Source organism: Zafaria sp. Z1313 (genome assembly GCF_050563205.1).
Classification (GTDB): domain Bacteria; phylum Actinomycetota; class Actinomycetes; order Actinomycetales; family Micrococcaceae; genus JAZDCJ01.
The window spans coordinates 24,819-48,192 of record NZ_JBNWUK010000004.1 but is presented as its reverse complement, the minus strand read 5'-3'; the positions used below and the strand labels follow the sequence as shown (position 1 = coordinate 48,192).

Annotated in this window: 21 protein-coding genes and 1 pseudogene; 7 read left to right on the top strand and 15 right to left on the bottom strand. The window is 72.0% G+C overall.

Features of this window, described 5'->3' with window-relative positions:
- Positions 1 to 26: 26 nt before the first annotated feature.
- Complete coding sequence (gene kdgD / locus ACQ3I4_RS06025) at positions 27 to 1,001, bottom strand: 5-dehydro-4-deoxyglucarate dehydratase (protein WP_430633098.1); 975 nt, start codon at positions 999 to 1,001, stop codon at positions 27 to 29.
- A 130-nt stretch (positions 1,002 to 1,131) separates the two neighbouring features.
- Entirely contained in the window at positions 1,132 to 2,016 is an 885-nt protein-coding gene (locus ACQ3I4_RS06020; protein WP_430633172.1) for a LysR family transcriptional regulator, read from the bottom strand.
- Positions 2,017 to 2,148: 132 nt separating this feature from the next.
- Between ACQ3I4_RS06020 and ACQ3I4_RS06015 the strand changes: the two genes are divergently transcribed.
- The 4 genes from ACQ3I4_RS06015 to ACQ3I4_RS06000 are packed head-to-tail and all read left to right on the top strand — an operon-like array spanning position 2,149 to position 5,692.
- The gene (locus tag ACQ3I4_RS06015; RefSeq protein ID WP_430633097.1) at positions 2,149 to 3,147 is read left to right on the top strand and encodes a tripartite tricarboxylate transporter substrate binding protein; all 999 of its coding nucleotides are present in this window, start codon (positions 2,149 to 2,151) and stop codon (positions 3,145 to 3,147) included.
- Between the two features lie 44 nt (positions 3,148 to 3,191).
- The gene (locus ACQ3I4_RS06010; RefSeq protein ID WP_430633096.1) at positions 3,192 to 3,752 is read left to right on the top strand and encodes a tripartite tricarboxylate transporter TctB family protein; all 561 of its coding nucleotides are present in this window, start codon (positions 3,192 to 3,194) and stop codon (positions 3,750 to 3,752) included.
- Between the two features lie 24 nt (positions 3,753 to 3,776).
- On the top strand, positions 3,777 to 5,294 hold the full coding sequence (locus tag ACQ3I4_RS06005; RefSeq protein ID WP_430633095.1) for a tripartite tricarboxylate transporter permease: 1,518 nt from the start codon (positions 3,777 to 3,779) through the stop codon (positions 5,292 to 5,294).
- Positions 5,291 to 5,692 (top strand): universal stress protein, encoded by a 402-nt coding sequence (locus ACQ3I4_RS06000; protein WP_430633094.1) that lies wholly within the window; start codon positions 5,291 to 5,293, stop codon positions 5,690 to 5,692. The genes ACQ3I4_RS06005 and ACQ3I4_RS06000 overlap by 4 nt, the downstream gene beginning before the upstream one ends.
- A gap of 86 nt (positions 5,693 to 5,778) precedes the next feature.
- On the opposite strand, the gene ACQ3I4_RS05995 is transcribed toward ACQ3I4_RS06000, so the two are convergent.
- The 5 genes and pseudogenes from ACQ3I4_RS05995 to ACQ3I4_RS05975 form a co-directional block, all read right to left on the bottom strand.
- Positions 5,779 to 7,800, bottom strand: coding sequence for a DUF222 domain-containing protein (locus tag ACQ3I4_RS05995; RefSeq protein WP_430633093.1), 2,022 nt, complete (start codon positions 7,798 to 7,800; stop codon positions 5,779 to 5,781).
- 161 nt (positions 7,801 to 7,961) lie between these two features.
- Complete coding sequence (locus ACQ3I4_RS05990; RefSeq protein ID WP_430633092.1) at positions 7,962 to 8,696, bottom strand: FadR/GntR family transcriptional regulator; 735 nt, start codon at positions 8,694 to 8,696, stop codon at positions 7,962 to 7,964.
- Positions 8,697 to 8,783: 87 nt separating this feature from the next.
- Positions 8,784 to 9,917, bottom strand: coding sequence for an L-talarate/galactarate dehydratase (locus ACQ3I4_RS05985; protein ID WP_430633091.1), 1,134 nt, complete (start codon positions 9,915 to 9,917; stop codon positions 8,784 to 8,786).
- 175 nt (positions 9,918 to 10,092) lie between these two features.
- Positions 10,093 to 10,734, bottom strand: a pseudogene (locus ACQ3I4_RS05980) (NAD(P)-dependent oxidoreductase); the annotation flags it as partial.
- A gap of 359 nt (positions 10,735 to 11,093) precedes the next feature.
- Positions 11,094 to 12,353: an AI-2E family transporter gene (locus tag ACQ3I4_RS05975; RefSeq protein ID WP_430633090.1), complete on the bottom strand. Its 1,260-nt coding sequence runs from the start codon at positions 12,351 to 12,353 to the stop codon at positions 11,094 to 11,096.
- 107 nt (positions 12,354 to 12,460) lie between these two features.
- On the opposite strand from ACQ3I4_RS05975, the gene ACQ3I4_RS05970 reads away from it, so the two are divergent.
- On the top strand, positions 12,461 to 12,772 hold the full coding sequence (locus ACQ3I4_RS05970; RefSeq protein ID WP_430633089.1) for an META domain-containing protein: 312 nt from the start codon (positions 12,461 to 12,463) through the stop codon (positions 12,770 to 12,772).
- 37 nt (positions 12,773 to 12,809) lie between these two features.
- Here ACQ3I4_RS05970 and ACQ3I4_RS05965 read toward each other — a convergent pair whose 3' ends face one another.
- Positions 12,810 to 14,213, bottom strand: coding sequence for an NAD-dependent succinate-semialdehyde dehydrogenase (locus ACQ3I4_RS05965; RefSeq protein ID WP_430633088.1), 1,404 nt, complete (start codon positions 14,211 to 14,213; stop codon positions 12,810 to 12,812).
- A 196-nt stretch (positions 14,214 to 14,409) separates the two neighbouring features.
- Here ACQ3I4_RS05965 and ACQ3I4_RS05960 point away from each other — a divergent pair, with 196 nt between their 5' ends.
- Positions 14,410 to 14,622 (top strand): MmcQ/YjbR family DNA-binding protein, encoded by a 213-nt coding sequence (locus ACQ3I4_RS05960; protein WP_430633171.1) that lies wholly within the window; start codon positions 14,410 to 14,412, stop codon positions 14,620 to 14,622.
- Between the two features lie 28 nt (positions 14,623 to 14,650).
- On the opposite strand, the gene ACQ3I4_RS05955 is transcribed toward ACQ3I4_RS05960, so the two are convergent.
- The 3 genes from ACQ3I4_RS05955 to ACQ3I4_RS05945 form a co-directional block, all read right to left on the bottom strand.
- Entirely contained in the window at positions 14,651 to 16,114 is a 1,464-nt protein-coding gene (locus ACQ3I4_RS05955) for a DUF5129 domain-containing protein (RefSeq protein ID WP_430633087.1), read from the bottom strand.
- Positions 16,115 to 16,345: 231 nt separating this feature from the next.
- Positions 16,346 to 16,546, bottom strand: a complete 201-nt coding sequence (locus tag ACQ3I4_RS05950; RefSeq protein ID WP_329863630.1) for a hypothetical protein — start codon at positions 16,544 to 16,546, stop codon at positions 16,346 to 16,348.
- Positions 16,547 to 16,749: 203 nt separating this feature from the next.
- A complete protein-coding gene (locus tag ACQ3I4_RS05945; protein ID WP_329863629.1) occupies positions 16,750 to 17,958 on the bottom strand; it encodes an acetyl-CoA C-acyltransferase in 1,209 nt (402 codons plus the stop codon).
- Between the two features lie 59 nt (positions 17,959 to 18,017).
- On the opposite strand from ACQ3I4_RS05945, the gene ACQ3I4_RS05940 reads away from it, so the two are divergent.
- Positions 18,018 to 18,803, top strand: a complete 786-nt coding sequence (locus ACQ3I4_RS05940; protein WP_329863627.1) for an alpha/beta fold hydrolase — start codon at positions 18,018 to 18,020, stop codon at positions 18,801 to 18,803.
- On the opposite strand, the gene ACQ3I4_RS05935 is transcribed toward ACQ3I4_RS05940, so the two are convergent.
- The 4 genes from ACQ3I4_RS05935 to ACQ3I4_RS05920 all read right to left on the bottom strand — a co-directional run bounded on the left by ACQ3I4_RS05935 (position 18,793) and on the right by ACQ3I4_RS05920 (position 23,363).
- Positions 18,793 to 20,040, bottom strand: coding sequence for an acyl-CoA dehydrogenase family protein (locus ACQ3I4_RS05935; protein ID WP_430633086.1), 1,248 nt, complete (start codon positions 20,038 to 20,040; stop codon positions 18,793 to 18,795). The genes ACQ3I4_RS05940 and ACQ3I4_RS05935 overlap by 11 nt on opposite strands.
- 73 nt (positions 20,041 to 20,113) lie before the next feature.
- The gene (locus ACQ3I4_RS05930) at positions 20,114 to 20,854 is read right to left on the bottom strand and encodes a TetR family transcriptional regulator (protein WP_430633085.1); all 741 of its coding nucleotides are present in this window, start codon (positions 20,852 to 20,854) and stop codon (positions 20,114 to 20,116) included.
- Positions 20,851 to 21,795 carry an amino acid-binding protein gene (locus tag ACQ3I4_RS05925; protein WP_430633084.1) on the bottom strand — a complete coding sequence of 315 codons (945 nt, stop codon included), beginning with the start codon at positions 21,793 to 21,795 and terminating at the stop codon, positions 20,851 to 20,853. The genes ACQ3I4_RS05930 and ACQ3I4_RS05925 overlap by 4 nt, the downstream gene beginning before the upstream one ends.
- A gap of 56 nt (positions 21,796 to 21,851) precedes the next feature.
- Positions 21,852 to 23,363, bottom strand: a complete 1,512-nt coding sequence (locus tag ACQ3I4_RS05920) for a DHA2 family efflux MFS transporter permease subunit (protein ID WP_430633083.1) — start codon at positions 23,361 to 23,363, stop codon at positions 21,852 to 21,854.
- Between the last annotated feature and the right edge of the window lie 11 nt (positions 23,364 to 23,374).

Sequence of the window (23,374 nt, the reverse complement as noted above, 5' to 3'; positions counted from 1 at the left end):
TGCTGCTCCTTGCTGGGTAATCCGGGTCAGGCGGTCGGGGCGGCGGCGCTCAGGACGGCCGGGAGGCCGTCGGCCGCGTCCGGGCGGATGCCCGCGGCGTCGATCAACGCGGACAGGTCGGCGATGTCCGCCTCGGTGAGGTCCTGCAGCGGCGGGCGGACGGGGCCGGCGTCGCGTCCGACGGCGATCAGGCCGCCCTTGACGATCGAGACGCCGTAGCCCTTCACGCGGTCGCGGATGTCGAGGTAGGGAAGGACGAAGCGGTTGAGCTTCTCGGTGACGGCGGCGCGGTCCAGGCGGCGCACGTCGGCGTAGAACTCGAGGGCGAACTCGGGGACGAAGTTGTACATCGCGGAGGAGTACGTGCTCATGCCCAGCTGCAGCATCGGCAGCGCGAAGGTCTCGGCGGTCGGCAGGCCGCCGAGGTAGAACAGGCGGTCGCCGTTCTTCGCGACGACGCGCGTGACGTGCTCGATGTCGCCCGTGGCGTCCTTGAAGCCGATGAAGTTCGGGTGGCGCTCGGCGAGACGGGCGACCGTGTCGGCGGAGTAGATGGCGTTGGCGCGGTTGTAGACGATGACGGCGATGTCGGAGGCCTCGCAGACGGCCGACACGTGGGCCTCCAGCCCGGCCTGGTCGCACTCGGTCAGGTAGGGCGGGAGCAGCAGCAGGCCCTCGGCCCCGGCCTCGGCCGCGGCGCGGGCGTTCTCGACGGCCTGGTTCGTGGCCCCTCCGGCGGAGGCGAGGACGGGGACGCGGTCGCCTGCCTCCTCGACGGCCATGCGGACGACGGCGGCGGACTCGGCCGGGCTCAGGCTGAAGCCCTCCCCGGTGCCACCGGCGGCGAACAGCCCGGCGACGTCGAAGCTCGACTGCCAGTCCAGGTGGCGGCGGTAGGCCGCCTCGTCCACCTGCAGCTCGGCGGTGAAGGCCGTGACGGGGAAGGACAGGAGTCCGTCCTTGAGACGATCGGCGAGCTCTTGGGGCGTGTACTGGGCCACGGTGCATCTTCCTTTGATCTGGTGCCGTGCGCGGCATCGGATGGGTTCGTGCTCCACCCTAGGAACGGCACATGATGCCTGTCCAAGCCCCTTTTTGTATGGATTGATACCCACACGGCATCGACTGGCTTCAGTCGACGGGGCGGGCCAGGAGTCCGAGGAGCCGCTGCAGTGCCGGGTTGCGCGATCCCTTGAGCCAGATCGCGTGCAGCTGGACGACGTCCCGCTCGTCGCCCTCGAGCCGGAGGTAGGAGACGCCGTCGATCCCCAGGAGCCGGGCGGACTCCGGGACGAAGGCGACGCCGCGCCCGGCGGCCACGAGGGCGACCATGGTGAGGATCTGGCTCACCGTGTGGACCACGTTGCCGTGCTGGACCGGCATGTGGCGCACGGCGAGATCGTAGAAGTACCGGGCCTTGGTGGGGGAGTGCATGATGAGCGGCACGTCGCCGAGGTCGCCCTCGCCGACGGGGCGGCGCAGGCGGTCCAGGGGGTGGCCTGCCGGAACGGCGAGCAGGAGCGATTCGGAGAGGAGGAGTCGCGACTGGAAGAGCTCGGTGTCGAAGGGCGGGCGGGCCAGCCCGAGGTCGAGCTCGCCGTTCTGCAGGGCCTGGACCTGCTCACCCGTCACGAGTTCGCGCAGGTCGACGTCGATCCCGGGCAGCTCGTCGGAGATCTGCGACAGCAGGGGGCCGAGCAGGCTGAAGCCGGTGGCGGCGGTGAAGCCGATCCGGACGACGCCGGCCTGACCCTCGGCGATCCGGCGGGCGGTGAGCGGCGCCTGGTCTGCGGAGACGACGAGCCGCCGGGCGTCCGCCAGGAAGGCGAGTCCCGCCGCGGTCAGCGAGACCTTGCGGTTGTCGCGCTCGAGGAGCTCCACCCCGACCGCCTTCTCGAGCTTCTGGATCTGTCGGCTCAGTGGCGGCTGGGTCATGTTCAGGCGTTCGGCCGCGCGCCCGAAGTGCAGCTCTTCGGCCACGGCGATGAAGCTGCGGACCTGGTCCAGGGTGAACATCATGCCCTCCGGGTATTAGTCAATGCAGTAATGGGCTTGGACATGCATCATAATCGCTTTCTAGGCTCGATCCGCGAACAGTTCGTGACGACGCTCACAGGTCACGGACCCCCACAGCCAAGGAGCCCAACGATGCAGTTCCCTTCCCGTAGGACCGTTCTTTCCCTTGCCGCCGCCTCCGCCGTCCTCGCCGTCACGGCATGCGGCGGCAACGTCGGGGGCGGCGGCGCCGACGCCGCCGACTTCCCGACCGGCCCCGTCACCATCACCGTGGGCCAGGCCGCGGGTGGTTCCACCGACCTGATCGCGCGTTCGATCGCCGATGGCATCTCGAGCGAGCTCGGTGTCGCCGTCCCCGTCCTGAACAAGCCCGGTGCCAACGGCGCGCTCGCCACGAAGGAGACCGCCGGCCAGGCGGCCGACGGGTACAACCTCGTCCTCCTCAACGCCTCGCTCATCACCATCACGCCGCTGGCCGTGAGCGAGAACGAGGCCGTCGACCTCGACGGGCTCGACGTCATCAAGGGCCTCTCCCAGGACGACTACGTCCTCGTCGCGAGCACCGCGTCCGGCTTCGAGTCGCTCGACGACCTGAAGGAGGCCTCGGGCTCCGTCACCTACGGCACCACCGGCGTCGGAACGGGCTCGCAGCTCGCCCAGGCCGTCCTCTTCGAGCAGGCCGAGATCAAGGGCACTGCCGTCCCGTTCGATTCCGGCGCGCCCGCGCTGACCGCCGTCCTGGGCAACCAGGTCCAGGTCGCCACGGTCCAGCTGGGCGAGGCCAAGGCCCAGATCGACGCCGGCAAGGTGACCCCGCTCGTCGTCTTCTCCGCCGAACGGAACGAGTTCCTCCCCGACGTCCCGACCGCCGTCGAGTCCGGCTACGATGTCCCCGTCTCCCAGTTCCGCGCCCTCGCGGCACCGAAGGGACTGCCGCAGGAGGTCAAGGACAAGCTCGTGGCCGCCGTCGACTCGGCCGTCGGCCAGGACGCCTACAAGAGCTTCAACGAGTCGAACCTGCTGACCCCGCACGAGATCTCCGGCGACGAGGTCGTCACGGAGTGGACCGAGCTGGCGGACAAGTACCGCGCCCTCACCGAGGAGCACGGCATCTCCCTGACCGGGAACTGAGCAGGGACCGGCGACCGGCGCAGCCCCCAGGGCAGGAGAAGACCATGAACCAGACCATCCACGAGGGCCCCGGCCCCCAGTCCAACGATCCCGTGGAGTCCGCGGCGGAACCGGATCCGTTGACCCCGGAACAGCTCGCCGCCTTGTGGGAGGAGGAAGCCCCACCGCCGGCCGGAGGGCTGTCCAACCTGATCTCCTCCCTCTTCGCGACGGCGCTCGGCGGCGCGGGGATGGCCCTCGCCGCCGGGCTCGGTCTGGGGACACCCGCCGCTCCCGGGCCGGGGCTCTGGCCGTTCGTGATGTCGCTGGCGATCGTCGTCTTCGGGGCGGTGCAGATCGTCGTGGGCCGCCACGGCGGGGACGGCGAGAAGTTCTCCAAGCTGTCCTGGCTGACCGCGGCCGGATTCGCGACGCTCATCGGACTCGTCCTGCTGATGCCCGTGATCGGCTTCGAGATCCCCTCGCTGCTCCTGTGCCTGGTCTGGATGAAGCTCCTGGGCGGGGAGACGTGGCGTGCGGCCGTGCTGTACTCGCTCCTCGTCGTCGCCGGCTTCTATGCGATCTTCATCCTCGCCCTGGGGACCACCATCCCCCACCTCTTCTGACGCACCCGAGACCAAGGAAACGGCATGGATTCCCTGCAACCGGTCCTCGACGGCTTCGGCGTCGTCCTCGACCCCACCAACCTCCTCTACTGCCTGATCGGCGTCGTCATCGGCATGCTGATCGGCGTCCTTCCCGGGCTTGGCCCGGCCGCGACGATCGCCATCCTGCTGCCGCTGACCTACGGCATCGAGCCGGTGACGGCGATCATCATGCTCGCCGGCATCTTCTACGGCGCCCAGTACGGCGGAACCATCACGTCCGTCCTCCTGAGGCTGCCCGGCGAAGCCAGTTCCGTGGTCACCGTCTTCGACGGCTACATGATGGCCAAGCAGGGCCGGGCCGGGACGGCCCTCGGCATCGCCGCCGTCGGCTCCTTCATCGGCGGCACCGTGGCGATCGTCGGACTGACATTCCTGGCGCCGCTCGTCGCCGGATTCGCCCTCGACTTCGGCCCGGCCGAGTATGCGGCCCTCGCGCTGCTGGGCATCCTCCTCGTCGCCACGATCAGCAACGGCGCCCGGATCAAGGCGCTCATCGCGGCCGCGGTGGGGCTGCTCCTCGCGACGGTGGGCCGGGACGTGTTCACGGGGGCCGAGCGCTTCACGTTCGGAAACCTGAGCCTCGCCGACGGCATCGACTTCGTTCCCGTGGCGATGGGCCTCTTCGGCCTCGGTGAGATCCTCTACAACCTCGAGGAACGCCACCGTGCGGCCAAGGCGCCGTCGAAAGTCACCAACGTGTGGCCGTCGCGGAAGGACCTGCGCGAGTCCAGAGGCGCGATCGGCCGCGGCTCCGTCCTGGGCTTCTTCCTCGGCATCCTGCCCGGAGGCGGAGCCACCATCTCCTCGATGGCCGCCTACGCCATGGAGAAGAAGCGGGCCAAGGACCCCTCGCGCTTCGGCAAGGGGGCGATCGAGGGCGTGGCCGGTCCCGAGACGGCCAACAACGCGGCCGCCACGAGCTCGTTCATTCCGCTCCTGACGCTCGGCATTCCCGCGAACGCCACCATGGCGCTGATGTTCGGCGCCCTGCTGATCCAGGGGGTGACCCCGGGCCCGCAGCTCGTTGAACAGCACCCGGACCTCTTCTGGGGCGTCGTGAACTCGATGTACATCGGCAACATCCTGCTGCTCATCATGTCGATTCCCCTCATCGGGATCTTCGTCCGGATCCTCCGCGTGCGGGCCGCCATCCTGGCCCCGGTCACGGTGCTGATCACGATGCTGGGTGCCTACACGATCAACAACTCGATGTTCGATGTGGTCCTCGTGGTGTTCTTCGGGGCCGTCGGGTACCTCATGAAGAAAACCGGCTTCGAACCCGGCCCGCTCGTCCTGGCGTTCGTCCTGGGTTCGCTCCTCGAGGCCAGCCTCCGCCGCTCGCTCCTCGTGTTCGAGGGCGACCTGACCGGGTTCCTGACCCGGCCGATCTCGGCGACGCTGCTCGTGCTCTTCGTCATCGTGGCCGTGATGCCGCTCGTTCAGTCCGCGCTGCGCCGCCGCAAGGCCGCAGCCCCCATCGTTGAAAAGGAAAACGCATGAGCATCCTCGTTGGATACGTTCCCACGCCGGCCGGCGAGGCCGCCGTCGACGCCGGCATCGCAGAGGCGAAGCTGCGCGGCGAAGCGCTGCTGCTCGTCAACTCCCAGCGCGAAGGCGCACTCGTGGACAAGGCCGTTGCGAGTCCGGAGGACCTCGGCCGTGTCGAGGCCGCGGCTCGCGGGGCAGGCGTCGACCTGCAGGTCCTGTCCTCGACGCATAGTGACGATCTGGCGGAGGAGATCCTCGAATTGGCGGAACAGCATGCCGTCTCGCTCATCGTGATCGGGCTGCGGCACAGGAGCCAGGTCGGCAAGTTCATCATGGGCTCCCATGCCCAGCGGATCCTGCTCCAGGCAGATCGGCCCGTGTTGGCCGTGAAGGCGAACTCGAGGCGCTGAATCGCCAGAAGGCGCTTCGGGGCCCTACCAGGGGCCGGTGCTGGATGTTTCCAGTGCCGGCCCTTTCGTGTGTCGGGCCGACGTTGTTAGAAGGGTGGCTCCTCGGGGGTTGGCGGCGTGTACGGCGCGTCGGCGCCGGCGTCCGTCGGGGTTTCGGCCGGAGTCTCGGTCGGCGGAGTCGCGCCGCCGGTGACGTCGGGATTCGGCTGTGTCGAGGAGGTCGTGGTGCCGGGGATCGACGCCGTGGCGGGTGGTGGCGTCTGGTCCGGTGGAGGGGTGTCGGGGAGTTTGGCGGGGTTGTCGTTGATGGCTTGGCGTAGCGGGGCGATGTCGTGTTCGTCGTGGCGGAGCCCGGGCCCGTCGTCGGCGTCGGCGTCGTGGTGATTGGCGTTCTCCGAGGGTTCGACCGGCTCCGTTGTCGCGGGTAATGCCGATGACGTCGGCGCTGGTGCTGATGCCGTTGGTGTCGATGGTGTCCCGGACGCTGGTGCCGCTGCCTCCGCTGAGGTCCCCTCCGTCGCCGACGCCGGTGGTGCCGCCGCCGATGTCGGGGCCGGGGTTGGGGTGGTGGTCCAGGGGATGGCGGGGGTGGTGGTGTAGGTGGTTCCGGTGGGTGAGGTGTGGGTGGTGGTGCCGTCGGGGTGCAGGGTGGTGCGCCAGGCGCCGATGGTCTTGTAGGTGTGGTGTTTGGGGCAGGCGGGGGAGAGGTTGTCCAGGTCGGTGGTTCCGCCGTGTTGCCATTCGGTGACGTGGTCGGTGTCGGATTGGAGGGCGGGGCGGGTGCAGCCGGGGTGGGTGCACAGGGGTGTGCGGGCGGCGATCAGGCGGCGTTGGTCCTTGGTGGGCCGGTAGCTGCTGCGGCCCATCGCGACGAGGGAGGTGCCGTCGGGGGCGGCGTAGAGCCGTTCCCAGGTCCGGGCGCGGGCGGCGTAGGCGCGGGCGGTCTCGAGGTCGATCGGGCCGTAGCCGGCCAGTTCCGCGCATCCGGCCACGAGCCCGTTCCCGGCCAGCCCGCCCGGCGGCGCCTGGACTCCAGGGCCGGCGGGGTTGGTGTTGTTGTCGTGGTTGGGGGGTAGGGCGGTGAGGGCGGTGTGGGGCAGGATGATCATGATCTCGGGGCGGATCGCGGCGGTGCCGGGGGTGGTGCCGGTGCCGGACAGGAGGAGCTCGGTCGCGGCGTCGGCGCGGAGCTGGTCCATGGTGCGCGTTTCGCCGGGCTGGTTGCGCATCGAGCGGGCGATGCGGTGAAGGCGGTCGTGGATGGCGTGGGCGGAGACGGCGTCGAGGCGGATCCCGAGGGTGCACATCCCGTCGTCCTCGGGGGCGAGCCAGGTCCGGCGGTGTCTTTGCGCGCGGCGGGCGCGTTCGGGCGGGGCGACCTCGTCCAGGCTCGGGCGCAGGCGGCGGGCCTTGGCCGCGAGCAGGCGTGGGGGGCGCCCGGGGGCGTGGGCGAGCAGCGCGGCCTCCATCCTGTCCCTGGCCCGGGCGGCCTTCTCCCCGGCCGCGGCGCGGGCGCTGCGGTAGGCCTCCCACGCGTGTTCCCCGGCCCCGGGGGCGGGGGCGGTGACGGGGAGGGGTTGGAGGCCCTCGCAGGCGCGCAGGATGGTGCGCACGTGTTCGGGGCTGACGAGTCCGTCCTCCAGGGCCCGCAGGCTCGCCCGGCGCTCCCCGCGCAACTGCAGGGCCTCGTGGATCCGGCCGGTGGCCGGGCCCTCGTCCTGTCCGGTGGCCGCGGCGATCTCGGATCCGGCCAGCGAGGCCTCCCAGCCCGGGGCGGGCGTGGTGCGGGCGAACGCGTCCGCGGTCAACGCCAGGACCTTCACGGTCTCGGCTTCCACGGCCGCGCGGGCCCGGGCCAGCCCGGTGGCGAGGATCCTGCCGTGCGTGGCCGTGAAGCGGTCCTCGTCCAGGACCACGATCCGCCCGTTGCGGTACCCCGCGACCGTCCGGTCGATCCCGGGCAGCGGATACACCCCGTCCACCGGAATCCGCGCCGCCGTGCCCTCACCCGCGCCCTCGGGCGCGCCGGCGGCGGTGTCGGCGGGATCCTCGTCTACGCCGAGCGTGGCCGGGTCCGCGCCCTCGATCCAGAAACGGTAGCTGAACATGCAACAACACTAGAACCCACATACGACAGAATGGGTAGAATCATCGAGACTGTGGGAAAGAATGTTCCCATCACCGTTGTGGAGGGCCAATGAGGGAATGCAGGGGTGGCCGAGCCGAAGTGACCGCCCTGCTGCCGCGCTCTCTCCGTGCCACGTTCGGTCTACAGCCCGCTCGATCCCTTCAGGCGCCGCCCCGAGTTGGCCAGATGCGTGCGCATGGCGGCGGCTGCGGCCGCGGCGTCGCCTTCCTCCAAGGCGGCCAGGATCGCGGCGTGCTCGGACGCCACGCTCGCGTGCCTCGTCGCCGGCCCGTCCGCGGGTCCCACCGTACGCCCGGCGGCGGGGGGTCGGCCGCCGGTCGGCGCCCCCTCGAGGCGTTGCCGCGGCATCGCGATCATCTGCGCTCCGAGCGCGTCGACGGCATCGAGCAGGTACGCGTTGCCGGCGGCCGCCGCGATCCCGCGGTGGAAGGCGAAGTCGTGGGCGAGCGCGTCGGACGGGCTGTCCGCGGCGGCGTCGAAGGCCTCGAGCTCGAGCCGGAGGGCCTGAAGCCCCGCCTCGGTGGAGCGCCGGGCGGCCAGTCCCGCGGTCTCGGACTCGATGGCCGCCCGGTAGGCCAGGAGCTCGAGGCGTTCCTCCAGGGAACGCGCCGGCCGCGTCCCGCTGGCCCCGGGTTCGGGGGGCGGGGTCAGGGCGAAGCTGCCGGAGCCGCGGCGAGTATGGACGAGTCCCTCGACCTGGAGCCTGGAGATCGCTTCGCGGACGACCGTGCGGCTCACGCCGTGCTCTGCGATGAGCGTGCTCTCGCTGGGGAGCTTGTCGCCGGGCGCGATCTCGCCCTCGACGATCCGCGCGCGCAGGGTCTCGACGAGCCGGGTGGTCAGATTCGAAGCCATGGATCCTAGGTTGTCATACGGGGAAGGGAGGACGACGGCGGGGCGCCGCCGGGAGCCGCGCCCCGCCGTTGTCCGGGGTGCTCGGGGTCAGCGCGTGCCGAACTCGACCGTGTCGGTGGTCCAGGCGCGGGCCTGCTCGCTGAACGTGAAGCCGAGGCCGGGGCGGTCGGGGACGATCATGCGGCCGTCGCGGGTCTCGAGGCGCTCGTTGAACAGCGGATCGAGCCAATCGAAGTGCTCGACCCAGGGCTCGCGCGGGTAGGCCGCGGCCAGGTGCAGGTGGATCTCCATCGCGAAGTGCGGGGCGAGGTCCAGCCCGGCCTGGTCGGCGAGGGTCGCGAGGCGCAGGAACTGGGTGATGCCGCCGACGCGCGGGGCGTCCGGCTGGATGATGTCGCACGCGCGTGCCGCGATGAGGCGCTCGTGCTCGGCGACGGAGGCGAGCATCTCGCCGGTCGCGATCGGGGTGTCGAGCGCGGCGGCGAGGGCGGCGTGGCCTTCGGCGTCGTAGGCGTCGAGGGGCTCCTCGATCCAGACGAGGTCGAACTCCTCGAGCCTGCGTCCCATGCGCAGCGCGGTGGCGCGGTCCCACTGCTGGTTGGCGTCGACCATGAGCGGCACGTCGGGTCCGATGTGCTCGCGGACGGCGGCGACGCGGCGCAGGTCCTCGGCGCCGTCCGGGAGGCCGACCTTGATCTTGATGCCGCCGATGCCCTCTTCGATCGAGCGGCTCGCGCGTTCCCTGACCTCCTCGATCGTGGCGTTGAGGAAGCCGCCGGAGGTGTTGTAGGTGCGCACGGAGTCGCGGTGCGCGCCGAGGAACTTGGCCAGCGGGAGGCCGGCACGCTTGGCCTTGAGGTCGTAGAGCGCGATGTCGAGGGCGGCGAGGGCCTGGGTGGCCACGCCCGAGCGGCCCACGGAGGCGCCGGCCCACAGCAGCTTGTTGTACAGCTTGGCGATGTCGTTGGGGTCCTCGCCGATCATCGTCTCGGCGACCTCGCGGGCGTGGGCGTACTGGGCCGGGCCGCCGGCGCGCTTCGAGTAGGAGAAGCCGAGGCCCTCGTGGCCCTGCTCGGTGGTGATCTCGGCGAAGAGGAAGACCACCTCGGTCATGGGCTTCTGGCGGCCCGTGAAGACCTTGGCATCGGAGATGGGCGTGGCCAGCGGGAGCGTCGCGGTGGACAGCTTGACGTGGCGGATGGTGTCGGGTGAGTAGCTCATGAACCAATAGTATAAGTAGCCAACTTATTCTACAAGTGGTTCGCGGGAGTGGGTTCAGGCGTTCACGGGCGTCAGCAGCCGGCCGCTCGCGAGGAAGCTCCGCAGGTTGGCCAGGCGTCAGCTCCGCCATGTCCTGCCGGGTCTCGCGCGTGGCGCTGCCGACGTGGGGGAGGACGACGACGGACTCGAGTCCCAGCAGCTCGTCGGGGACGTCGGGCTCGCGGGCGAAGACGTCGAGCCCGGCGCCGCCGAGCCGGCCGCCGGCCAGGGCGGAGACGAGCGCGTCCTCGTCCACGACGGTGCCGCGGGCGATGTTGACGAGGTGCCCCTCGGGGCCGAGCAGTTCGAGCGCGCGGGCATCCACGAGGCCCACGGAATCCGGCCCCCCGGCCGCGGCCACGACGAGGACGTCGACGGCGGCGCAGAGCTCGTGGACCGAAGCGTGGTAGGTGTAGGGCGAGCCGTCCACGGGGCGGCGGTTGTGGTAGTGGATCTCGCAGCGGAAGGCCTCGAGCCGGTCCGCGACCGCCCGCCCGATCCGCCCCAGGCCCAGGATCCCGACGCGCCGCCCGGTGGCGCGGGAAGAGAGCGGGTAGGACCCCTGGTTCCACCGGCCTTCGCGGAGGAAGCGCGACGAGGCGCTGAAGCGGCGCAGCGTGTCGAGGTAGAGGGCGATCGCCGTGTCCGCGACGCAATCGGTCAGCACGTCCGGGGTGTTGGAGACGACGATCCCGCGGTCGGTGGCCTGCGCGATGTCGGTGGCGTCGTAGCCCGCGCCGAAGTTGGCGATCGCCTCGAGCGCGGGCAGCCGCGCCATGAGGGGGCCGTCCACGCCCGCCCGGCCCGAGCAGACCGCGACGCGCACGTCCGCGCCGTGCCGGTCCAGGAAGGCGTCGCGCTCCGCCGGATCGTCGGGGAGCACCAAGGCGCCGAACTCCCCGTCCAACGCGTTCGCGACGGCGGGATTGACGGCGCCGACGCGCAGGATGGCGGTTGCCTCAAAGGCCAGGGGCGTGGCGGAAGTGTCCATGATTGAACACTAGGGACGAGCGGCCGGCCGCGTCCAACACCGTCTCGGCATCGGAGGATGCCGGGGCGGCATGGAGGAAGCCGCCCCGCGGCGGCCTCACCTGCCGCCGGACCCGCCCGGCGGCAGGGCAGGCGACGTGAGCCGGGCTACGCCGTCGTCCTCTTCCGGCCCTCCCCGCCCCGCTTCCCGGCCTCGAGCTCCTCGCGGTCCCGCCCGGTCCAGATCTTGATCACGGCCCAGGCCACGGCCGTGAGCGGAACGGCCAGGACGGCGCCGACGAGGCCGCCGAGGACGGTGCCGACCGTCAGGGCGAGCAGGATGACGAGCGCGTGCAGGTTCAGGGCCTGCGCCATGACCACGGGCTGCAGGAAGTTGCCCTCGAGCTGGTTCACGAGGATCACGACGCCGAGCACGACGAGCGCGATGACCGGCCCGTTGGCGACGAGCGCGACGAGGGTCGCGAGGATGCCGGCGAACGTCGCGCCGACCATCGGGATGAAGCTCGTCATGAACACGATCACGGCCAGCGGCAGGGCGAGGGGCACCTGCAGGATCGCGAGCGCGATGCCGATGCCGGCCGCGTCGACGGCCGCGATGGTCGCCGTGCCGCGGATGTAGCCGCCGAGCGTCTCGACGGTCCGGTGGCCCGAGTCGCGCCACTTGGGCTGCTGTTCGGCGGGGATCCAGGACAGGAAGAACTCCCAGATCCGGTCGCCGTCCTTGAGGAAGAAGAACAGGATCACGAGCAGCAGCACGAGCCCCGCGAAGAAGCTCGTCGCGGCCGAGAGCCCGGCGAACGCGCCGGCGCCGAACTGGCTGCTGGTCAGGAAGGACGTGGCCGTCTCCAGCGCCTCGTCGATCTGCTCCTGCGTGATGGTGAACGGCAGGTCCTCGATGAGGGACATGAGCTGGTTGAAGCCCGCGATGCCCTGCTCGAGGAGCGTGGGCCATTCGGCGCGGACCGCGAAGAACAGGGCCGTGCCGATCCCCCCGAGGACCACGAGCGAGCCCAGGAACACTGTCCAGGCCGCGAGCATCGCCGGCATCGCCTTGCGCAGCAGCCACACGAGCGGCCAGAGGGCGCTCGCGAGGATCAGGGCGATCAGCACGGGCAGCGCGGCGAGGGTCACCTGCAGCAGGCCGGCGACGCCGACGGCGGCGAGGGCGAGGACGAGCAGGATCTGGGCCGCGCGCGTGGCGGTCCGCCCGAGGTTGTCGCTCCACAGCCGCGCCACCCGCTCCGGGGGCGGGGCGATCCCGGAGAAGGGGTCGCCCGCCGCGTCGGGCGCGGCACCGGCGCGCGTCGCGACGGCGGCCCGGCCGGCGGCGACGGGGGCCGCGGCGTCATAGTGCAGCGCGCGGGCGGCGCGGCGGGTACGGCGCTTGCGGAAGGGGCGGAACGTCATGGTTCTCCTTGTGGATGGACTTTCCCCCACTCTAACGGCGCCCGGCCCGCCTGGAGGCAGGCTCCGCCGGGGTAGCGCGCATCCCGCGGCGCCCGTACCGTGGCCCCATGGACGCAGAGACCACGTTGACCACGTTCCAGTGGGGCTCCGACGAGCGCGGCAGCCCCTGGCTCCGCTTCGAGGCGGACGGCCGCGCGTACGGATCCGACGGCTGCAACCGGCTCATGGGCCGCTGGGAACGGGCCGACGGCGATGCGGTGGCCGTCGGGCCCATGGCGTCCACGATGATGTACTGCGAGGGAGTCGACACGTGGCTCCAGGGCATCGCCACCGTCCGCGTCCTCGTGGACGCGCTGGAGGTGTACGACGCCGGATCCTCCCTGATTGGGTCCCTCCCCGCCCAGCCGATCCCGGCCTAGCTGGGCAGGGGCGCGTCCCGGCCAAGCCGGCGCCCGCCTACTCGGCGATGTAGAGCAGGCGCTTGTTGACGAACTCGTCCATGCCGAGCGGACCGAGCTCGCGGCCGAAGCCGGAGCGCTTGACGCCGCCGAACGGCATCTCGGCGCCCTCGGCGGCGGCGGCGTTGACGTTGCTCATGCCGACGTCGAGGCGCTCGGCGAGCTTGCGCGCGCGGTCCGGGTCCGTGCTGAAGACGGCGCCGCCGAGGCCGTACTGGGTGTCGTTGGCGAGCCGGAGGGCCTCCTCGTCGGAGGCGACCTTGTAGACCACGGCGACCGGCCCGAAGAGCTCCTCGGAGTAGGCGCGCATGCCCTCGGTGACGCCCGTGATGACGGCGGGGGCGAGGTAGGCGTCCGGGCCGTCGGAGATGGTGCCGCCGACGTGCAGGGTGGCGCCCTGCTCGACGGTGTCGCGGACCTGCCGGGCCAGCCCCTCGGCGGCGGCGCGCGAGGAGAGCGGGCCGTAGGCGCCGTCCTCGTCGGCGGCCGGGTCGCCGGGCTTCATGGCGGAGGCGAGGGAGGTCAGTTCGGAGACGAACTCGTCGTAGATGTCCTCCATGACGATCATGCGCTTGTTGGAGTTGCAGGCCTGGCCCGTGTTCTCCATGCGGGTCTCCCAGGCAGCCGCGGCGGCGGCCTTGACGTCGTCGGCGTCGAGGACCACGTAGGGATCCGATCCGCCGAGCTCGAGCACGGCCTTCTTCAGGTTCTTCCCGGCGAGCTCGCCGATGATCGCGCCGGCCCGCTCGGAGCCGGTCAGCGAGACGCCCTGGATGCGCTCGTCGGCGATGATGTCGGCGATCTGCGCGTGGGAGGCGAACACGTTCTGGTAGACGCCGGCCGGGACGCCGGCGTCGTCCATGATCTGCTGGATCGCGAGCGCGGAGCGCGGGCAGGACTCGGCGTGCTTGAGGATGATCGTGTTGCCGAGGACCAGGTTCGGGGCCGCGAAGCGGGCCACCTGGTAGTACGGGTAGTTCCACGGCATGATGCCCAGCAGCGGGCCGACGGGCAGCTTCTGGACCACGGCCTGGCCGCCGGAGAACGTCTTGATCGGCTGGTCCGCGGCGAGGCCCGGCCCCTCGGTGGCGAAGTAGTTGAAGATGTCCGTGCAGAACTCGGCCTCGCCCTTGGACTGCGAGAGCGGCTTGCCCATCTCCTCGGTGATGATCGCGGCGAGCTCGTCGGCGCGCTCGGTGAACAGCTCGGCGATGCGGGACACGATCGCGGCGCGTTCGGCGAGCGGGCGGCCCCGCCAGGCGTCGAAGGCGTCGGCCGAGGCGGCGAGCGCCTCCTGGACCTCGGCGTCGGAGGCGGTCGGGAACGTCTCCACCACCTCACCGGTGGCGGGGTTGACGACTCGGTACCCGGGTTCGGTGGATGCGGTGGCGGTGGAGCTCACGGCCGGTCTCCTTCTGCTGGGGTGTTCTGGCTGCTTGGTGGTTCGGGGCATGCCCGTGGCGCAACGGTTGAAATGCCACGGTAAACCCCATCATGTCGCGATTCGCGGCAAAAGTGAACCGCATCACGGAGGGCCTTGCCGGCATCCCGGGGTGGTGCCACGCTGGGGGCAGCCGGCCTGGTTCGCCCGCACGTTGATGGCCCGGATGTGGGAGGACGGGGTCCTCACCGTGAAGACCACCGAGCGCGAGGCGTTGGCGGCCTCCGACCCGGAGACGTTCTTCTGGACGCCGCACCACGAGCGCTCGCCGGCGCTCGTCCTGGTCCGCCTGGACCGCGTCGATCCCTCCGAGCTGGAGGAACTGCTCGACGAATCGCACCGCATCGCCGGCGCGGTCCGCGGCGCGTGAGGACACCGGGCCTCCCCGGTGCAGGGGGCTAGAACCGCGAGGAGCTGCCCGAGCCCGAGAAGCTGCCGCCGCTGGAGCCGTAGCCGGTGCTGGAGGAGGACGCGGAGACGCGGCTCGAGTCGACCTGCTGCGTGCCCGACTGGTAGCCGAGCGAGAAGGCCGGGAGCGAGTAGTACACGTGTCCCGGGTAGGCGGTGTCCAGGATGCCGACGCCGCTGCGCCGCGGCGTCCGGGAGGCGCTCTTCTGCGCCTTGTCCATTTCCTGGCGCATGGTCTCCGCCTCCGAGGAGGACTTCGTGTACTGCTCGATGACCGCCTCGGCGTGGGACGAGAGCAGCTCCGAGAGCTCCGTGCGGGCGTCGCGCAGCCGGTCGAGGGCGTCGTCCGGCGTGATCCGGTCCTCGGCCAGCTCGGCCCCCGTGTCCTCGACGAGCTGGAGCGAGCGCAGGGCGAAGCCCGTGAGGGCCACTCCCGTCGCCGAGCCGCGGAGCTCTGCGTTGTCTCCCGTGAAGAGCGTGTCGATCGTCTCGAGCTCGTCGGAGAACGGTTCCGCCTGCCGCCGCCAGGCCTCGGCCCAGCGGGAGTTCTTGTTCAGCAGGTCGTTGGTGTCGCGGATCGCGTCGTCGAGGCCGTCGAGCGTCACGGCGTCGTCGGCCCAGGCCTTGGCCTGGTTGACCGACTTCTTGGTGGAGCGCTGCTGGGGAGTCCTGGCCGTGAGTTCCCCGCGACGGGCGTGCACCGAGTCGTACTTCGCGTGGAAGTCCCGGTAGCGCTCCAGCACGAGTGCCCCGTAGCGGGACGAATCCGGGATCGTGCGGGCGTGCAGCTCCGTGGCCTCGAGGTCCAGGGTGACGTTGCGGTAGCTCGCATCGCCCCGCTCCAGGGCCGCCCCGAACTGGCGGCGGTACGACGCGCGGACCGCGAGCGCTCCGCCTCCGCCGATCAGGGCGACGCCGCCGACGCTGCCGGCGGCGACGTAGAGGGCGGGGGAGCGGTACCAAGGCCGGTCGATGCGCTGGGCGCCCTCCTCGACCGCCTTGATCATGCCGTCGGTCCACTGGGCGTCGCGCAGCAGGTCGAACGTGGATTCCTGGATGTCCTCGCGCTGGGAGAGGGGGATGGCGCGGTCGTCACCCATGTAGGTGCCGATGTGCCGCCCGACCGGGTCGAGCCCGACGAGGTAGAGCCCGTCCGCCCACTTCTGGCCGTCGGCGCTGAGCCATTCGGGATGGTGCTCGCGGGCGTAGGCGAGGACGCGCTCGTTGAAGTTGTCCGATCCGCGGCCCTCCTGCGTGAACACGACGACCTTCGTCGGCGAGTAGAAGTCGACCTCGGCCAGGGCCGGGTCGAGCGTCGCACGGTCCAGCACCCCGGCGGTGTCCTCGACGACGACTTCGGTGGGCGGGGCGGCGGAGGCCGCGGGGGCAAGGCCGAAGAGCGCGGCCAGTGCGACGACGGCGGCGAGGGCGAGCCGCTGGATGGTGGAACGCATGGATGTCCTCCTCGGTGCGGATTTGTCCATCTCCACGCTATACCAGGGCCCCGGTCCGGCCGGACCCGGGAAACGAATGAAGCACCGGGCGTCCGCGGACAAGGAGGCGACAAACCGCGGATACCCGGTGCTTCTGATCACTCGCACCTTGAGAAGGTGGTTTCAGCCTAGGGGCCCTTTCTTGGAGTCCGCTGTGCGTGCGGTCGGAGGACGGTGGGAGCCCTCCGGGCCCTAGTAGTTCGACGGCGGATCGGAGGCCGGGAAGGACTCGTCCTCCCATTCCTCGACGAGCTCCTCGTCGTGGTCGTGCTTGCGGACCAGGGCGTCCTGGGCCGCGGCCTCCTCGGCCTTCGCGATGGCGTCGATGTTCTCGACGTCGCCGGGCAGCGGAACCTCGTCCTCGCCGGGGACGTCGCCGTGGTGTGCGCTCATGGTGGGCTCCTGGTCTCGGCGTGCCTGATGATCCCAGTGTGTCCCCGATGCGGGGAGGTGTCGAGGGGTCCGCTTAAAGGGGTGAGCACCGGCCGGTCGACTTTGGGGGGATGTCGATATCCGGCCGGTGCTCTCATCACTCGCACCTTCATGAGGTATCTATAAAACTAGGGCCCGAAGCTTGGCGTTCCCTGAAAAATGGGTCACAACGCACTGTGAATCGAGCGCAGCACCAGGGCGTCGCCCTGGCCGCCTCCGCCGCAGAGGGCGACGACGCCGGTTCCTCCCGTGCGCGCGAGCGCCATCGCCTGGTGCAGGACGAGCCGCGCCCCGGAGGCGCCGACGGGGTGGCCGAGCGCGATCGCGCCGCCTTCGCGGTTGATGGATTCCGGGTCGAGTCCGAGGTCGGCGGCCGATTGCAGCACCACGGAGGCGAAGGCCTCGTTGACCTCGACGGCGTCGAGGTCCCCGGGCGAGAGGCCCTCGCGGGCGAGGGCGGCCAGGATGGCGTCGCTCGGCTGCGAGTGCAGCGAGCCGTCCGGGCCCGCCGTCTGCCCGTGCGCTCCGACCTCGCACAGCCAGGCCAGTCCCGCGGCCTCGGCGGCGCGCTTCGAGGCGACGACGACCGCCGCCGCGCCGTCGGAGAGCGGCGAGCTGGAGCCGGCCGTGATCGTCGCGTCGTCGGCCGTGGAGAAGGCGGGCTTCAGCCCGGCGAGCTGCTCCGCCGTCGTCCCGGGGCGGATGCCCTCGTCCTCGGCGACCACGATGGGCGCGCCCCGCCGCTGCGGAACCTCGATGGGCGCGATCTCCTCGGCGAGCAGGGCGCGCGCGGCCTCGGCGCGCTGGTGGGACCGGGCCGCGAAGGCGTCCTGCCCGGCCCGTCCGATCCCGCGCTCGGCGTTGCCGCGGTCCGTCGCCGCGCCCATGAGCTCGCCCGTGAACGGGTCCTGCAGGCCGTCGTGCTGGAGCGAGTCCCGCAGCGGCGCTTCGCCGATGACGACGCCGGAGCGGAGCCCCGGGGCCAGATGCGGTGCGTTGGACATGGACTCCTGTCCCGCCGCGACCACGAACGCGGCCTCGCCGGTCCGGATCAGGCGCGCCGCGTCGATGACGGCCGTGAGCCCGGACAGGCACAGCTTGTTGATGGTCACGGTGGGCACGTTCCAGCCGATCCCGGCGCCGAGGGCCGCCTGGCGCGCCGGTCCCTGCCCGGCCCCGGCGAGGACGACCTGGCCCACGATCACGTGGCCCACGCGTTCGGGCCCGATCCCGGCGCGCAGCAGGGCGTGGCGGATGGCGTGGCTGCCGAGCTCGTTGACGGTCAGCGGGGACAGCGCCCCGCGGAAGCGGCCGAAGGGCGTGCGGGCCCCGGCGAGGATGACGGGGGTGTCGCCGTCGGTGGCGTGGCTCATGGTGTTCCCTCCTGGGAGCGGGTGGGGGCCGGGGACGGGGTGGTGGATAGGGTGGAGGCATGGCCGAGACCACGAATCCACTGGACGGGACGCGCGTGTCCTTCGACGTCGAGGGCCGGGGCCCCGCCGTCGTGCTGCTGCACGGTTCGGCGCTGTCCCGGGCGATCTGGCGCGGGCTGGGCTACGTCAAGGCGCTCAAGGAGGACTTCACCGTCCTGCGGGCCGACCTGCGCGGCCACGGCCGCAGCGGCAAGCCGCACGATCCGGGCGCGTACGCCATGGAGCTCGTCGCCTCGGACGTGCTCGCCGCGATGGACGCGGCCGGGATCGGCAGCGCCGCCGTCGTCGGGTACTCCTTCGGCGGACGCACCGCGTTCTCGCTCGCCGCCGGCGCTCCGGAGCGCGTGGAGCGGATCGCGAGCCTGGGCGGGACCTTCCGCTCCGCCGCCGGACAGGTCGAGAGGATCTTCTTCGACGGCTACCTCGATGCCCTGCGCGACGGCGGCATGCAGGCGTTCGTCGACGGCTTCGCGGCCGCCGGGCGCCCGCTTGATCCGGCCACGCGGGCCGCGTTCCTGGCCAACGACCCGCAAGCGCTCGTGGCCTACTTCGAGCGGACGGAGGTCCAGGAGGGGCTGCCGGAGGAGGAGCTGGCCCGCCTGGAGCTGCCCGCGCTCCTGATGGCCGGCGGCCGCGACCGCGGGCGCCTCGAGGATGCCCGCCGCGCCGCGGAGCTCATGCCCGCGGCCCGCTTCGCCGAGCTGCCCGGCCGCACGCACGCGTCCACGCTCTTCCCGGCGGACGAGGTCCTGGGGCATCTGCGTCCCTTCCTGCTCAACCGGTGAAGGCCGAGTGCCCCGTGATGGAGCGCCCGATGATAAGCGCCTGCACGGTCTCGGTGCCCTCGTAGGTGTGGATGGCCTCGAGGTCGGCGAAGTGGCGGGCGATCCGGTTGTCGAGCAGGATCCCGTTGCCGCCGAGCAGGTCGCGCGCGTTGGAGGCGATCTGCCGGGCCGTGCGCGTGCACGTGTACTTGGCGAGCGAGGCCTGCACGGGGCTCAGGGTCCCGGCCTCCTCGCTGCGCGTCATCTGCCGGACCATGAGCTGCATCGTCGCGAGCTCGGAGTGCATGCGCGTGAGGCGTTCCTGGATGATCTGGCTCGCGGCGAGCGGGCGGCCGAACTGGATCCGCTGGCCCGCGTACTGCACGGCCGTCTCGTAGCAGGCCATGGCGTGGCCGACGGCGGACCAGGCGACGCCGAGCCGGGTCGCGAAGAGGACCTTGGAGGTGTCCTTGAACGTGCGGGCGCCCGGCATGACGTGGCTGTCGGGGACGAACACGTCCTCGAGGCGGATGTGGGCCTGCCAGATGGCGCGCAGGCTCAGCTTGTTCTCGATCGTCGTGCCGGTGTAGCCCTCCCACTCCTGCTGGACGATGAAGCCGCGCACGTCGCCCTCGTCGTCGCGCGCCCACACCACGGTGATGCCGCCCGTGGAGCCGTTGCCGATCCACTTCTTCTCGCCGTTGAGGACGTAGCCCCCGTCCACGCGCGTCGCGCGGGTCTCGAGGGAGACGGAATCGGAGCCGTGCGTCGGCTCGGTGAGCGCGAACGCCCCGAGGACCTCGGCGCGGGCGAGCTTCGGGACCCACTGCCCGATCTGCTCCGCCGAGCCGCACAGCGCCACGGAGCGCAGGGCGAGTCCGGCCTGGACCGCGCCGATCGTGCCCACCGAGCCGTCGCCGCGGCTGAGTTCCATGTTCACGAGTCCCGCGGCGAGCGGGGACATCCGCGGGTAGCCGTCGACGTCGACGCCGTCGCGCAGGAGGTCGAGCTCGCCGAGGCGCGTGGCGAGGTGGAACGGGTAGTCGGCGCGGTTCCAGTAGTCGTCGATGACGGGCCGCACCTCCTCGAGGCTGAAGCGGCGGGCGCGGTCCCAGTAGGCGCGGTCGGCCTCCGGGACGTCGTCGAAGACGCCCGCGGGGTCGACGTCGACATCGCCCCAGAGCTCGTATCCGGGCTCGACCGTGCCGTCGGGGAAGGGGGCCGTGGGGCGCGTACCGGTCGCGGGGGAGGAGGTCATGGAGGGTCCTTCGTCGTGGGGTTGCCTCCCACCAGCATCCATGACACTGCGTTTCACGTCAAGGAACGCGGTGTCACACGCCGAGGGCCCGCCGGACCTCGGCGACGATGTCCTCGCTCCCCGCGCCGGGGTCCAGGACGGTGACGACGACGGGGCCCCGCCCCGGCGTCGTTCCCGGTGGCGGTCCCGCCGGCGCGTCCGGCGCCGTTCCGGCGGAGCCCGGGCCCCCGGAGCCGGGGACCGCGAAGTACGGGGCGAAGAGGCCGGCCAGCGCGCGCAGCTCGCCCTCGAGCTCGGCCCGCAGGCCCGCACCGCGCGTCGAGAGCCAGCGCCGCAGGTAGGCGTTGTGGACGGCGACGACGCCCGCGCAGAACGCGATGCAGGCCGGGGGAACGGCCTCGCCCGCCGCGGCGGCCACGGGCCGGAACGCACCGGCCAGGCCGTGGCGGAAGGCGCGCTCGTAGCGGTGCGTGCTCACGAGCTCGCGGTCGCGCAGCGCCGGGACCTCCTGCAGGAGCCGGTGGCGCAGCAGGGACGCCTCGGGGCGGGCCGCGTGGTGGTCGAAGACGCCGAGCGCCCCCGCGACGGCCGCGTGGCCCGGGTGCGGCCCGGCCGCCGCGAGCGTGCGCTCGAGCTCGGCGAGGACGGACTCCAGGTCGGCGAAGACCATGTCCTCCTTGGTGCCGTAGCGGCGGAAGAACGTGCTGCGGCTGATGCCCGCCGCGGCCGCGAGCTGGTCGACGCTCGTGGCATCGAAACCCTGCTCCACGAGCAGGCGCAAGGCGTCTTCGGGGATCGCGGAGGGGGCCGTCATGCCCGAGAATCTAGCACGCCCCCCGCCCCGGGACGCCCGCCGCGGCTGTGTGCGACGGCCTCGGCGAGCTCGGCGAGGCGGTGGGCGCGGGAGGACTCGGCCGGCGTGAACGGCTCGCCCGGCCGGTAGGCGGTGAGCGGGGCGCCCGTCGCCGTGGGCAGGCGCAGGACCTCCCCGTCGGCGGCGTCCGCCGCGAAGGAGCCGGGCGGGCCCGTGGGGCGGCCGTCCCACGCCGGATCGGCGCAGCGGATCGTCCCGGCGTGCGCCACGCGCGCCGACAGCAGCTCGGCCACGGCCTCGGGCAGCACGTCCGGGTCCGCCGCGACGCGTGCCGCGAGGCCCAGGCTGCGCGTCTGCGCGTCCGCGAGCGAGAGCGGCGTCGTGGGCCAGGCCGCCGGGTGCCGGGTCCCCGCGGTGCGCAGGGCCGCGAGCAGCTCCGCCTCCGCGAGCCCCGCGGGTGCGGAGACGACGAGCTCGTCGAGGACCTCGCCCCCCACGGTGGCGAGCGGGTGGACGTGGATGGAGAGGATGTTGGCGTCGAGCACGGCGAGCTCGTGGGTCACCCGCTCGAGCGCCCCGGCCCGGTCGGGGAGCCCGAAGCGCAGCCGCCACAGCGCCTGCGCCGCGTGCAGCTCCTCGTGGCGGCGCACGTGCGGTGCGTGGAGGAACCCGCGCAGCAGCCGCGCCGCCGAGGGTTCCGCGACCCAGATCGCGAGCGCCGTCGCCGTGATGGTGAGCAGCAGGACCTTGGCGGTGAAGGGCAGGTGCAGGTGCAGCAGGGCCGCGTGGACCGCGAGCTCGACCGGCAGCACGGCGGCGACGAGCGCGACCGTCCGGCGGGCGCGTTCCGGCTCGGGCAGCTGCCCGCACTCGGAGCAGGCCAGGGGATGGGCCGGTGACGCGCGGCGCTTGAGGCCCGAACGGCCCGTGAGTCTCACCATGGACCCAGCATCGCCCGCCGATGTCACGCACGCGTTTCCGCGGCGTATCGCCCGTGTCAGATCGTTCCGGGGCGGCGGAAGAAGACGCAGACCAGGGCGGCGGCGACCGCGACGAGGCCCGGCAGGAAGAGGGACTGCCCCAACGCCGTGCTGAAGGCCGCGTGCAGGAACTCCGGGACGGACTGCCCGAGCGGTCCCTCGGCGGAGACGACGACGGACGCCGCGCCGTCCGCGGCGTCCTGCCGCAGGGCGGCCACGGCGGCCTCGCTCTCCGCCGTGATGCGCAATTGCATGAGCGCGGCGATGAGGGCCGATCCGAGCACGGCGCCGACCTGGCGCGTGGTGTTGTAGACGCCCGAGCCGGCACCGGCCTCCGCGGGGCCCAGGTCGCGCGTCGCCGTGAGCGAGACGGACGGCCAGATCAGCGCGCTGCCGAGCCCCATCACGACGGGAGGCAGGAGCAGGAGCCAGTAGGGCGTCGCGGGGCCCATGACGGCGCCGTACCAGAGCATCGCGCCGCCGAAGAGTAGGAATCCGGGCACCGCGAGGAGCTTCGGGTCGAGCCGGTTCACGAGGCGGCCTGCGAGCGGGGCCAGGACGCCGGCGAGCACGGCCATGGGCGCGATCATGAGGGCCGAGAGCGTCGGCGTGAGCCCGCGGACGGACTGGAGGTAGAGGATCATGGGGAAGCTCATGGCCGTGATCGCGAGCCCCATGCACGCGATCGCGACGTTGGCGAGGGAGAAGTTGCGGTCGCGGAAGAGCCCGAGCGGCAGCAGCGGCTCGTGCCGGTTCAGCCGCTGCCAGAGAAGGAACGCGGCGAGCACGGCGACGCCCGCGCCGATGAGGTGCCACACCGTGACGCCCCGGGCGATCTCGCCCCAGCCGAAGGTGTTGCCCTCCTGGATGCCGAAGACGATCAGGAACATCGCCACCGCGGACAGCGCGACGCCGGGCAGGTCGAAGCGGTGGCTGTGCCGCGGCAGCTGCGGCACCTTGGTCCACACGCGGGCCAGCGCGATGAGCCCCACGGGCACGTTGACGAAGAAGATCCAGGCCCAGCCGAGCGTGTCGACGAGCACGCCGCCCAGGATGGGGCCGGCCAAGGTCGCGATGCCCGCCACGGCGCCCCACAGGCCCATCGCGCTGCCGCGCCGCTCGGCCGGGAACATCCTCGTGATGAACGTCATCGTCTGCGGGGTCATGAGCGAGGCGCCCAGCCCTTGGGCGACGCGGGCAGCGATGAGCGTCCCCACGTCCGCGGCGAGCCCGCACCACAGCGAGGAGGCCGTGAAGACGGCGAGCCCGAGGAGGTAGACGTTCTTGGGGCCGAAGCGGTCCCCGAGCCGGCCCGTGATGAGCAGGGGGACGGCGAAGGCCAGGAGGTAGGAGCTGTTGACCCAGATGACCCCGTTGATGTCGGTGTCCAGGCCGCGCATGATCGCCGGCATCGCCGTGGAGACGATCGTCGAGTCGACGAGGATCATGAAGAAGCCGATGACGAGCGCCCAGAGGGCGGTCCAGGATTCGCGCTCCGTGGCCGGCGCGGGGGAGGGGGCTGTGCTCACTGGAGGAAGCG